This window comes from Olsenella sp. oral taxon 807, from assembly GCF_001189515.2.
GTDB lineage: Bacteria > Actinomycetota > Coriobacteriia > Coriobacteriales > Atopobiaceae > Olsenella_F.
The window spans coordinates 1785929-1798310 of record NZ_CP012069.2 but is presented as its reverse complement, the minus strand read 5'-3'; the positions used below and the strand labels follow the sequence as shown (position 1 = coordinate 1798310).

Sequence of the window (12382 nt, the reverse complement as noted above, 5' to 3'; positions counted from 1 at the left end):
ACCACGCCCGCACTCACAGAGACGGCTACCGTGGTGACGCAAGACCCACAGGGGGATACAGAAGAGGGGGGCGTCCAGGACGTTACGACAGGCGATGTCATCAGCTCAGTGGATGAGGGAGTTGCCAGGGAGGTGGAGTCGCCCACGGATCGGGCAGATTCGCGTGGTACGTCGTTCTTTGTGCCCGATGACTCTAAGTCCATAGGCAAAGGGACGAACGAGAGCTTGGGTGAGGGGCAGGAGGATGAGGGGCCACCGCTCTCAGAGGCGGTTACTCAGGAAACGCGTTTCAACACGACACATGAGGTGGCCTTTTCCCAATCTCAGGAGGATGACTACCAGGCACAGTCAAATCCACAGTCACAGGGACCACATCCTCGGGGGCAGGACGCGCAGCAGGGACCCTACGCCACCTACGCCCAGCCGCAGGGGCAGACATATAATCAGCCCGGAGCGTCGGCTACGCAGGCATACCCGCAGCAACCAACATCATATACGCAGGTGCAGGTGTTCACGCAGCCCCCATATCCCACTCGGCCAGTATCTCGCAAGAGCAGAGTGGCGGCAGGATTGCTAGCGATATTCTGCGGGATACTCGGTTTTCACAAGTTTTATTTAGGATACATAAGTGCGGGTATCATCATGTTTTTGCTGACCTTCTTTCTTTGGTGGACCATTGTGGTGCCTCTCGCCATGTTTCTCGTGAGCATCATTGAAGGCGTTATGTATCTCACGAAAAGCGATGAAGAGTTCCAGCGAATCTACGTGCAATCTCAAAAAGATTGGTTCTGATACATAGAGCCCGGTTCTTTAGGTCTTTCTCGGCAGTGAGAAGAGCGTCATCCTGAGTCCGACGCGTAACTACGTGTCGAGGAGGAGTATGGCAGGTAGGCGGCATGAGGCCTTGGGGTGCAGAGCCTTGTGGGCTTACCGACTTTTTGGGAAGATCTCTGGCGCGTAATTGCTATATAATTAGTAGGGATTAACTGCACCCTCTGATGGGGGTGCAGCATCTCTGTTACAGTACGCCTTGACAATTGTTGATGTGGCAACATATCCCGAGGGACAGGTTTGCCTCAAGAGAAGGAGTCGCAGATGAAGCGCAAGACCGAGAGCATGATGGATCACGTTCCCGAGCATGACATGGATAAGCTCAAGTTCATCCTTGAGGTGAAGGATGCCTACAATAGCGGCTCGATCACCCTCGAGGAGGGCCGAAGGCGCCTACGCGAGCGGGTGGACTCCATCAAGCCGTATGAGGTCGCCTTGGCGGAGCAGGAGCTCGAGGAGTTCGAGGAGGGGCAGTGCCAGAAGGAGGACATCCAAAGCATGCTCGCCCTCTTCGAGGGCCTCATCGATCGCTCGCGCCCAGAGCTTCCGGCTGACCACCCCATCGCGCGCTACTACGCAGAGAACGACGAGCTAGAGAAGATCTGCCTGTCCATCGAGGACCTCGTCCAGTATCCTCCCATCAAGAACCAGTGGCTCAGCATATACGATAGGCTGAAGGAGTACAAAAAGCACCTGTCCAGGAAGCAGAATCAGCTCTATTCCATGCTCGAGAAGAAGGGCTTCGACCGGCCCACCACGACGATGTGGACCCTGGATGACTTTATCTGGGAGGAGATCGGCACGGCTCGTAAGCTCCTCGATACGGACGAGGAGAGGTTCATCGACATGCAGCCGACGCTCGTCGCCGACATTCGCGACCTCATCTCGAAGGAGCAGAACGTCCTGTACCCCACCTCGCTCATCCTGCTTACACCTGACGAGTTTCGAGACATGGCTGCAGGCGACCACGAGATAGGCTTCGCGTGGATTGATGCGGGAGAGAAGCCCGCGAAAGACGATGGCGCCAAGGGGAAGGGCACCACGTCCGATCTCTCGCAGGACCTTCTGGAGCTGCTCGGCAAGCATGGTCTGGGCGGTGTGAGCGCCTCCTCCAAGCTTCATGTTGCCGAAGGCTCGCTCACGCTGGAGCAGATCAACCTCATCTACAAGCATCTGCCGGTCGATCTCTCCTATGTGGACGAGAACGAGCTTGTGTGCTTCTACAGTGACACCAAGCATCGCGTCTTCCCCAGAAGCAAGAATGTGATCGGCCGCGACATCATGAACTGCCACCCGCGCAAGTCTGCCCACATCGTGCGCGAGATCATCGACAAGTTCCGCAGCGGCGAGCAGGAATCTGCCGAGTTCTGGATCAACAAGCCAGATCTGTTCATCTACATCACCTACCTGGCAGTGCGCGACGAGGACGGCACCTTTAGGGGCATCCTCGAGATGATGCAGGACTGCACCCACATCCGCAGCCTTGAGGGCTCCCAGACGCTACTCACGTGGAGCGCGAAGGAGCACGGTGGTGAGCCTGCAGACGGCGATGGTGAGCAGGCGCAGGACTCGAAAGCGGAGGGATCTGCCGCTCGTCCGGACAAGCAGGCTGCGGCGCCCGCCGAGGAGTCGTCTTCCACCAAGGAGTCGTCACCTGAAGGAGATACGGCACCCGTCTCATCCGCCCAGGCGACGAGCCCGATCAATGGCGACACGCGCCTGCGCGACCTCCTTGCGGCTCATCCTTGGCTCAAAGACGCGTTGCCGCAGGTGAATGAGAAGTTTGCGCTGCTCCACTCCCCGCTCGCGCGGGTGATGATTCCCAAGGCCACCGTCCGCATGATGGCGGAGCGCTCTGGCATGAACCTAGACGAACTCTCGAGGAAGATCTCCGAGCTCATCAGTGCGCACGGCGAGTAGTCGTTGTAGGTGTCCCGTCTGCTGCCGCTCGTCCCGTCCGTCTTGGCGGAATATCTGTCTCGCTCGCGCCGGCCTGCTCGCCATGTGGCGCCACATAGGTCGGATGCCCTCGCACCCCAAAGCCTGTAGGGTGCGAGGGCGCAGTGTCTTGCCAGCTCAGGGCCATATGCCACGAAGCGTAGCAGTCAATATGCCCCGTGCAAGCCCTTGTTGCTGGCCAGCCCCGTCCCTAGCCGATACCTTGTGCTCGTTCGGTCACAACCAACGAGAGGACAAGGAATGGACGCAGTCGAGCACACGTTTCAGACGGACCCACAGGCGGGCCCAACAACCACCGATGCGGCGAGGAGCGACATGCTTTCCGACAGAATCAGAGAACTTCGTAAGAGGGCTGGGCTTTCCCAGGACGCGCTTGCCGAGAGGATCGGCGTCTCTCGGCAAGCCGTCACGAAGTGGGAGACGAACGCTGGTCTGCCTGATATCAGCAATTTGACGGCGCTTGCGCACCTCTTCGAGGTCTCGGTCGACGAGCTACTCGAAAACACGCCGCTTGCCAGGGCGGGCGAGAAAGGCTACCTTTTCACGAGCCTTACGCAGTGCGACGTGAAGGACGCGAGGAGCTTTGACATCAACGTCTGCGGGTCGCGCCGCATCGTGGCGGAGCCGAGCCCTGACGGTCGCGTCTGCGTGCTTCTGGGCAGCGACACCATTGGCCTTATTGACAAACTGAGGGTGTATCTGGACCAGGGTCGCAACTTCGATGTGGACGTGACTCGCCTGGAGGGCGTGACGGATGCAGAGTGCCGGGAGGGCCTCGACGTCATCGTGCGCCTGCCACAGACCGATCGCGGCGTTGAGTTTACGGGCAACACGACTGAGCTCGTCCTTCGGGGTCTTGACTGCCCACACGTGGAGTTTGGCGGTAGGGTGAGCACCGTCGTCATCGATGGGCTTGTCGGCCACGTGGAGCTGGACGCTAACGGAGACGTGGACGTCAGCTGCGCCTCACTGCCCGACAAACTCGACCTCAACCAGCATGGGGCAGCATCCAGGATCGTAGTCCCAAGGGGAGCCGAGTTTTCCACGCGCACGCGAGGCATCCGCAACAGGATCGTTCTCGAGGGCGTCGAGGAGGACGAGGACGCATGTCACGTCATCGAGCTCAACGGCTTTGCGAGCGAGCTTACCATTGTCGGCGCCTGAGGGGCGCGTGGCAGGCGACAATCGCTTGTGACATTGGGCGCCGCTGGGGGACGGCGCTGCGTGCCCCGGAATCTGCCGGGCACTATCCCGTGGGTGTTTGCCCAGTTGGCAGCCAAAACTCGGTACCCCTCAATCTGAGGGGGGGTTCGGATCCTGACAGGGCTGGCGGGGTTCGGGGTCTGACAAGACTGGGACTCTCGCCCTCAGACGATGGCGCCGTCCACGAGCGTGAGGCTTCGGTCGCAGCATGACGCCACGCGCTCGTCGTGTGTTGCGATGAGGGCTCCGGCCCCAGCTTTGCAGGCGTCCCTCAGCAGGCCCATGATGACAGCTATCAACTTCCCGTCGAGGGCGGCCGTGGGCTCGTCGGCAAGGATCAGTCTTGGGCTGACGACGAGTGCCCGCGCGATGGCGACGCGCTGCTGCTGGCCTCCGGACATGCTCGAGGCCCTTCTGGAGTAGATGTCCTCGCCCAGCCCCACCTTGCCCAGTGCCTCTCGTGCCAGCTCGCGCCTTCGTCCTCTTGGCAGTCGCGGCGAGGCGTACTCCAGGGGGATCTCGACGTTGGCGATGCCGCTGATATCGCCTATCACAGCGTAGCTCTGGTGGACGGTCCCCACGAAGGAGTTGCGCAGCCTTGCCCGACCCCTCTCGTCATCCGGTGCGGCCTCGCCCGAAAGAAAGACGGTCCCGCCCGTTGGGCGCAGCATGAGTCCCGCGAGGGAGAGGGCCGTGGACTTCCCGGAGCCCGACGGCCCCATGAGCGCCACCATCTCTGCTGCCTTGATCTCAAGCGTGACCCCGCGAAGGGCTTTGACGGGGTCGGGCTTGGCTCGGAAGGACTTCGTGACGCCCTCCAGCCTGAGAAGACAACTCACCTTGATCACTCCCTTCCTGGGAACACCCTGCGCATGAAGACGCAGAGGAGCGCAACATAGACTAACAGGATGCTGAGGAGCGCCGCGAGCGCCCCGGTGCCCACCGGCGGCCCAAGGAGCGTCAGCGCGAGGCACGAGGGCACGGGAAGCGCCAGAACGCCCACAGCGAGAAACGACGCCAGCCTGACGGCAAGCGCAACTTTTGTGGCCCCACACATGCGCCTGATGGCGAAGGCCCTCCTCTCTTGCCTTAGGATCTCGTTCGTGGAGGCGCAGAACGAGAAGAGTGCAAGGGCGAAGAAGGCAACCGTCGAGATAAGGTAGAGGCTCGCCCGTACCATCAGTGCCGCGAACCCCCGGGGCTGCACGACGGCTATGTGTTGTGGCACAAGGTAGAGCTCGCCCTTTGCCGCCTCAGCAATGTATTCTTCGATGAAGTCGTCCGACACGTCAAAGAACACCGCACGCAGCACGAGCTCCTCCTGGGCGATCGTGCCAAGCCCAGAGAACTCTGCCGGAGTCACCTGCAGTACCTGGCAGCTGTCGAGGTCCATGCCGGCAGAAGAGGGGTCAAACCACACGGCGCCACCCCTGAGCCTGCCTGCGACGGGGATCTCCTTGCCCCTTAGTCTCACAAATGGGGAGGTTTGCTCGACCTTGGTTCCAAGGAAGGCTCCGGGGGCGGTAGGCGTGAGGCCCAGGTCGGAAAACAGGCTCCGGGCCCTTCCGCCAACCACCAGGATAGTTCTTACGTCAAAGTCCTCCGGGCTGTCAGCCTCGAGGTTTCCGATCACCGATGAGTAGGCCCTACCCTCCTCGATCTTCTCTGCAAGCATATCGAGCAGGCGGGGGTTCGTGTCGCTTACTGGCCTGAGGGGAGGATAGAAGCAGGCGAAGGTGGTCGCCCCCTCTCTCCTCACGGTGGCCCCACCCCTCAACACTCCCACTTCCACGATGACATCCCCCAAGATGAAGGACAACGCAAAACAGACGAGCGCAAAGATGAGGGTCGTTCCCGCAAGCTCGCGCCAATGGCGCAGCGCCAGCCGCATCCCGCCCGTGACCTCCTCCATCAGTCGCACCCCCTTAGCGCGCTTACTATTGCCCAGCGAAGCACCAGGTACATGAGGACAAGAAGGACCAAAGCCGAGAGGCCCGTCGTGAGGCAGAGGCATTCGAGGAGTCCCTCGGGAGGTGGGGCCTGGCTCACTGCCCCCGTGAGGACGGCCGATGCTGCTGCGCCTCCAAGCACGCCGACCAGGATGGGAGCCACGCAACCGACAAAGTTACTCCTGACCATCGTGCGGGCGGTCCCGCCTGCCAGGTAGACGAGCCTGATGTCGTCGCGCCTGCCTGTCGCAGAGACCCTCCAAAAGACGCCAGTGGACATGAGCCCAAAGACGAGCAGAAAGGAGGCTATCACGAACATTGGGCTACTCACCAGGTCAAGCCACAGCGGCCGTTCCTCCAGGCCTCCCAGCTCAAGGTCCGTTGAGAGCAGCAGGGGTCGCAGCTCGTCGAGCAGCCCCTTTGGCATGGAGGAAAGCACGTAGGTCCCGGGGATGAGCCGACTTTGCCTCGACGGCACGCAGACGCCCTGCAGGGTCCCGTTGTTGTCGTGCGTCGGGTTGATGGTGTCGATAACGCTGGAGCCCTCCGGAAGGAGCGTGAGCGGCAGCCCGGCCTCCCACCTACCCTCCGAGTAGCTGCCCTTGAACAGGATGACCTGTGGCCTGTCGCTTGGCACCAGCCTTCCTGCGTACTGCGAGAGCCAGGGGATGATGCCCTCTGAGTCCAGCGCCCACAGGACGGGGTGACCGTCTCCGCGACCGTTTATGATGGCGGCCACCCCGTATCTTGAGAGCAGGTCCGCGAGGCGCCCCACGCTACCGTTGGAAGTGGCATCTGCCCTCTCGCCTGTGCCCACGTTGAGGATGCTGAGCGCGACGGCTTCATCGCCGACCCCACGGACTGTCTCCGCGCTATCTTGAAGCGTCCAGATGACGGCCCACGCCATGAACGAGGCGAGAACACTCACGAGAAGGCTGGAAACCAACGCTTTGCGGCCCATGAGAGCTCATCCCTTCGTATAATCCCTTACAGGAAGGCCAACTTATTGGCTGTAGTGTCCCAGATGCGGGCGTCGTTGTCTGTCATCTAACGGGATGCAATTTGAATTTAGCTTGTCAAGCCTGTGTCTCGCAGGAGCATTCGGCAGGATTGCGCCCATGCAGAGAGGCGTTGGTCTGTGCGACCGGGACAGGGGGTCCTCATGGTTCGCATCATCGGAGGCGAGCACCCATTCCAGGGCAGAGAGGACAAAGCATGCGAACTCGACGAGGGAAAGCCATTTGTTGAGCTCGATGATGAGCTCCGATTCCAAGGGGTCCCGTCCTCGAATGACCGAGATCGACTCGATCACCGTAAGGACGAGCATGGAATACAAGCCTATGGCGATAAGGGTGCCTCTTATCTTTGCTCGCCGGGTGGTCCCTGTGTCTGTGGAGTACGCCTCATACCTGTCCCACAGCACGACGAGCACGACTGCGGCGCAGAGGTGGTTGAGCCACGTGTAGGAAGCGCGGTCCACAACCTCGTCTCGCCCGTGGTTGCGGACACCCGCCTCGATGGTGTGAACCTGCTGTGGTGTCTCGAGTCTCTTGCTGCTGCCCTCGGCAAGCGCTGCGTAGTTCGTGCCGATGCCTTTGCGCGCAGCGCGTCGCGAGGCTACTGATCCTGCTGGAGTCCATGTTAGCTCCCTACTCTTCCTCGAGTCTGGCATCTGGTAGCACGGACAGGTTCGCGTCCGCCCCCTGCAGCTCCCGCGATACGCGCTCCTCGAACTCTGCGCGGTTGCGCCTGAGCACCTTGGCAAGCTCCTCCTCCGTGGGGAGGTAGGTGAAGTACTGAGCCGCTCGCAGGTTCTCGTTGCGCGCAAGTGCGGAGTACTTGGCCACGACCTTATCTTTCTCCGAGCAGAGGAGGATGCCGATGGAAGGCTCGTCTTCTGGCAGCTTGTACTTGTCGTCGAAGAAGCTCAGGTAGAAGTCCATCTGACCCACGTCGCGCGGGTCGAGCTTACCGGTCTTAAGGTCGAAGAGTACAAAGCGCCTGAGGTAGTAGTTGTAGAAGACGAGGTCGACACACCAGTTCTCTCCGTCGTCCGAGAGCCTCCGTTGGCGTTTTACGAATGAGAAGCCGCGCCCCAGCTCCAGAAGGAATTCCTCCAGGCTGTCGATGAGGACAGACTCGAGGTCGGTCTCGAGCACGTGCTGGTTCCTGGGGATGTCGGCGAACTCGAAGACGTACGGGTCCTTGAACGGGCTCATGGCTGTGTTGGTCTCGGCGTCCTTTATGCCGCCTAGGTCGTGCAGAACCGTCAAGGCCCGCTCTGTGTCGGCCACGCCGTCTAGGACCTCGGCCTCCTGGGTGCGCAGCAAGCGCTCGTAGAGGTGTGTATCGATCTGGCGCTTGAGCTCTCGCACTCCCCAATTTGCGGTGACCGCTTCGCGAACGTAGAACTCACGCGCTGCGGGAGAGTCAACGCGCATGATGCGCTGATAGTGGGACCAGCTCAATTCGCTAGACAGTGTGTAGCGAATTGGGAAAGCACGGTAGAACTGCCGCATGTTACGCAAGTTAGGCTCGCTGAAGCCTTTGCCGTATTCGGTGATCAGATTGCGCGCGAGGTACGTGATGAGGTGACTCCCATATTCGGCCCTGTCTCCCACTGTCTCGGCGATCTCCCTGCCGATGGTCCAATAAGCCTCGACCATAGCGGAGTTGACCGCGTGCGTCATCTCGCCGCGCGCGGTATCAATCGCCGCGCGCGCGACTGAGAGGGCATGCTCCTCGGCAGCGTCGATTGCAACTCGCGTCGCAACAGTGTACACAAATGCCCCAAAGTGGCGCCGAGAGGCCATTTCCGCCGATCTGTGTACACTCTGCGTCACTACGGCTGTTCGCACGATCCTCGCGAGTCGCAACAGTGTACACAAACGCCCCGAAACGTCGCCGAGAGGCCATTTCCATCGATTTGTGTACACTCCTGCGTCGTTGCCCGGCGGTGACGCCCACGCCGCCCTAGCGGTAACGCAACCACCCACTCACACGAACTCACGAAGCCTCCCTTATGACGTAGTTCCACTCGCCGTGGAAGTCCTACCTGGAGATGTCGAGGGTGCCCGTCTCCTCGTCGGTGATCCTGATCCCGGCCTCGTACGAGCGGGGGTCGACCTCGCGCATGACCCTGAGGCCCCTCGAGGTCGTCGTCGAGGCGACGGGGCCGGCGATCACCTCAAGCGACCCCGGAGGCCCGCCGCGCCAGTTGCGGGTGACCTGGGTGAAGATGCGGTGCTCGACCTTGTTCCACTTTGAGGTGCCGGGAGGCAGGTGGCGGGCCCCGCCTCCATGCGGTTGCGGTCGCAGAAGAGCTGCAGCTCGCGCTCCCGGAGCCTGTCGCGGCTGCCGTTGGACCCGCCGCCGTCGCAGGCCGGGAGGAGTCTGGCCGTCCCGGCGCACCTCTCGCTCCCCATCTGGTCCCACCATGACCGTGGGGAGGCGACGGCGAGGTGCGCCGTGTCGCGGGACATGCCTACGCTCACCCAGCCCTCGTCGGCGCCCACGTCGCGGGCTCCGTAGGGGGGCGACCTTCCCGAGCCCCGGCAGGGAGAGGTCGTGGCCGAGGACCTCGGTGGGCTCGCCTGCGGGCCGCCACTCGCGACCGCCGTTGGCGAACCTGCCCACGGCCTCCTTCTTCTCGCGGTCGACCGAGACTACCGGAGCGCCCGACGCCAGCCCCGCAGGGTCAAAGAAGCTAATGCGGTCATAGGCACCCCGCTTGCCGCCCTCGGGGTGGGACTCTAGGCCAACGATGGCGATCAACCCCTCGACGGGGCTTGCCCCGCCTCTCGTAGAGCTGGTCCTCCTGCTTGCTGGCCTTATTCGTGCGGTGCTTGGTTTGCAGATTGTTCCAGAGACGCTCCATCTCCGGAATACCCATGCGGATGTCGAACAGCACGGACCCTCCCTAGGAATCAGAGAGGCCGATGGGGGCAAAGACTACCCCTGTGCGCACGTTGGCGATGGTGGCGTCCATGTCGGCGAGGGTCGCGGACGATATGCCCTCCGGGGCAGCGAGCTCACGGGACTCCAAGATGTAGCAGCCTTTGGCAAGCTCCTTCGCGTTATAGTAGTCGTAGCGGACTCCATGCAGCGTGACGCGGTGCTTGCCGTCCACGCGGACGTCGTACTCCCTCACGGTGCCCATGGGTGTCTCCCCCAGGATGTCGGTGTTGCCTGCTTTGTGGTGAGAAATCCTACTGAAGGAATTGTAAGAGCGGTTGTGGTCCGCGTCAAGGTCCGGGCTGTGGGGCTGGGGGCGGTTGTCGATCTCACGTGGCGGGCGCTCGTCGTCGCCTCGTGATGGCGGTGTCCAGCCCTGTTGCAAAGATTGGCGAGCACGTGGTGGCCGTCGCTGCGTGACGCATGCCCCCACGCGGACTCGAGCGCATCAGGGCCAGCTCCATTTTCGCGAGACTGTGACCGGGGTTGGCGCCGAAAGGATGGCCTTCCCGATGTCACGAGAGGACATCCGTGGCGAGCTGAGCCCTGTCACAAGCTTCGATGCGAGGGCCTGCGGCTGCGCTACGGCGCAGTTCTCAGGTACCCCTCGCCCTCGGTGCCAGGTCGTATGTCCGGTTCCTGTTGGCACCGTGGGCAACCACGACGCCCCGCTCGCTCAGGCGACGCATGACATCGCGTAGCGTGCGGGGTGAGACCTTAAGGGTGCGTGCAATGTCAGAGGTGCGTGAGCTGCCATTTTCCAGTAGGTACTGGTACACGAGCCTATCGTTCTCGGGCATATCCCTCCAAGCGGGGTGTTGCGATTCTAAGGGTTCGGCGGTTTGTCGGCGGTTTGTCGGCGGTTTGTCGGCGGTTTGTTGGCGGTTTGTCGGCGGGTTGTCGGCGAACGCGTCGTTGCGGTGAAACACAAAGTTGGTGCCATCGGCCATACGCTGGTACTCGATACAGATGTTGGCATTTGTGCAGAGGTCTCTTACGCGTGGGATGCCCGATGCGTATGACTCGATGTCCTTCGATCTGTAGAGGGTCCTCGCTATGAGCTCGTTTCGAGTGAGCGACGATCTGCTCTTTCCAGACAAATGGGCCTCGGGATCCTGGCCCTCTATGAACCATCCGGGGTTAAACACCTCGACGCTGTCATTGTAGATATCTATCTGTACACAACCTGAGGAGAGCCAGTCACGATGCGTGTAGGCATTGATCAGGATCTCGCGTACCGCATCGGTGGGTATCTCGGGAATCTCCTCACGTGGCCCCATCCCCTTGATGACGAAGCGCCTCCGTGTGTTGTTGAGGATATATGTCTGTGCCTTACGCACGAGTTCGAATAGGGTACCGGACTCTTGGTGCAGGTCCAGAATCTCGGTACGTGCGTGTGTCGCGAGGATGCCCATCTTGAGCTCGACGTCGCGAGAGGTGCAGAACAGGACTTCGGCAGCGTTGGTTAGATGGTCACCTCGTAATAGTCCGAGTCCTTCAAGCGTTGCCTCTACTGATGCGAACGGCTCCTCAATGCGACCACAGGCATTTCCACGACTGACGAACGCTCTGAGCTCCTCCTCGTCGATATCGAGAATCGGACGATCTGACTCCCACTCGTCCCAAGGCAACTCATGGGTGCGGGCGTAGAGGAACATCCTGCCGATTTCCTCCTGAGACATGGGGACGTCCTCATCGGCAACGCGAGTCCGAAAGCGACCGTGGCAAGAATACGGAGGTTCTCTACCAACAAACGACACGCGAATGTAGCTTCGCCCCTCACCGTCGTCGAGTCTTTCGACGGAAGGATGGATCGTTGGAGATATTGAGCTGGCGACGGCTTGGCTGACACGCCTCAATGTGGATCCTGCAACGTCCTGTCCAGTTACCTCGCCGTCGTCACGAACACCAAAGTAGAGCTCACCCGCTCCATGCTTGTTGAGTATCGAGGCGATGGACTCTATACCCTCGCGCAGCTCAGACGTCGTCTTTTTGAACTCGACGGTCTCGGTCTCCCTTCCAAGGTTCAACGATGCCAGCCTCCCCTCGCCAGCCGGACCGGTGGTATGTCGATGATTATAGGCGATGTGGGCGCTATGCTAGACGATATGACCCGAACTGAGGGAGTGGAACTTATCTCTGGGTCGGGGTCCCAAGGGGACCTCCCGTGAGCCGGGATGGTTCCGTCGCGGCAGGGCGGCGCCGAGGCGCCACGACCGACGGGAGGGTCCCCATGGCCATCCATCGTGCATGCCTCGGGATCGGCGGCCACCCGTGAGCCACGACGATATGCGCGTCGGCGGGGTTCGTGGCCTCCCCGAGGCCTCTCCGGCCCGGCCGATTCACGCCCCCCCGGGGGGGGACGACGGGCGCGACGCGGGGGGCCGTGCGCGACTCGCCCTGGCCGGGGAGGCCGGCCCGGCCAGGGCGTCCCCGAGCGGGCCGGGGGCTGCGCGAGCCGGACCGGGCGACGGGCGACCTGGCCT

General features: G+C 61.6%; 11 protein-coding genes and 1 pseudogene. 3 read left to right on the top strand and 9 right to left on the bottom strand.

Annotation, left to right across the window (positions count from 1 at the left end; all coding sequences use genetic code 11):
* Positions 1-30 precede the first annotated feature (30 nt).
* From ADJ70_RS14120 to ADJ70_RS07595, 3 genes are all read left to right on the top strand, one after another.
* Entirely contained in the window at positions 31-792 is a 762-nt protein-coding gene (locus ADJ70_RS14120; protein WP_253273137.1) for a TM2 domain-containing protein, read from the top strand.
* Positions 793-1095: 303 nt separating this feature from the next.
* Entirely contained in the window at positions 1096-2751 is a 1656-nt protein-coding gene (locus tag ADJ70_RS07600; RefSeq protein ID WP_216597243.1) for a PAS domain-containing protein, read from the top strand.
* Positions 2752-3030: 279 nt separating this feature from the next.
* Positions 3031-3954: a helix-turn-helix transcriptional regulator gene (locus ADJ70_RS07595; protein ID WP_050340578.1), complete on the top strand. Its 924-nt coding sequence runs from the start codon at positions 3031-3033 to the stop codon at positions 3952-3954.
* 203 nt (positions 3955-4157) lie between these two features.
* Here the strand turns inward: ADJ70_RS07595 and ADJ70_RS07590 are convergent, their stop codons facing one another.
* The 9 genes and pseudogenes from ADJ70_RS07590 to ADJ70_RS07555 form a co-directional block, all read right to left on the bottom strand.
* Positions 4158-4832: an ABC transporter ATP-binding protein gene (locus ADJ70_RS07590; RefSeq protein WP_050344495.1), complete on the bottom strand. Its 675-nt coding sequence runs from the start codon at positions 4830-4832 to the stop codon at positions 4158-4160.
* 5 nt (positions 4833-4837) lie between these two features.
* Positions 4838-5905 (bottom strand): hypothetical protein, encoded by a 1068-nt coding sequence (locus tag ADJ70_RS07585; protein ID WP_050340577.1) that lies wholly within the window; start codon positions 5903-5905, stop codon positions 4838-4840.
* Positions 5905-6903 (bottom strand): hypothetical protein, encoded by a 999-nt coding sequence (locus tag ADJ70_RS07580; RefSeq protein ID WP_050340576.1) that lies wholly within the window; start codon positions 6901-6903, stop codon positions 5905-5907. Before ADJ70_RS07580 ends, ADJ70_RS07585 begins: the two co-directional genes overlap by 1 nt.
* A 42-nt stretch (positions 6904-6945) precedes the next feature.
* Positions 6946-7614 (bottom strand): hypothetical protein, encoded by a 669-nt coding sequence (locus tag ADJ70_RS14590; protein WP_157051444.1) that lies wholly within the window; start codon positions 7612-7614, stop codon positions 6946-6948.
* Positions 7592-8725 (bottom strand): YhcG family protein, encoded by a 1134-nt coding sequence (locus ADJ70_RS07570; protein ID WP_253273136.1) that lies wholly within the window; start codon positions 8723-8725, stop codon positions 7592-7594. The genes ADJ70_RS14590 and ADJ70_RS07570 overlap by 23 nt, the downstream gene beginning before the upstream one ends.
* Positions 8726-8993: 268 nt before the next feature.
* Positions 8994-9215 (bottom strand): annotated as a pseudogene (locus ADJ70_RS15675) (ISAzo13 family transposase); the annotation flags it as partial.
* A complete protein-coding gene (locus tag ADJ70_RS15670) occupies positions 9125-9457 on the bottom strand; it encodes a hypothetical protein (RefSeq protein WP_371256200.1) in 333 nt (110 codons plus the stop codon). The pseudogene ADJ70_RS15675 and the gene ADJ70_RS15670, both read right to left, overlap by 91 nt.
* 404 nt (positions 9458-9861) lie before the next feature.
* A complete protein-coding gene (locus ADJ70_RS07560) occupies positions 9862-10101 on the bottom strand; it encodes a hypothetical protein (protein ID WP_050340573.1) in 240 nt (79 codons plus the stop codon).
* A gap of 391 nt (positions 10102-10492) precedes the next feature.
* On the bottom strand, positions 10493-11926 hold the full coding sequence (locus ADJ70_RS07555) for an RNA-binding domain-containing protein (RefSeq protein ID WP_050340572.1): 1434 nt from the start codon (positions 11924-11926) through the stop codon (positions 10493-10495).
* Between the last annotated feature and the right edge of the window lie 456 nt (positions 11927-12382).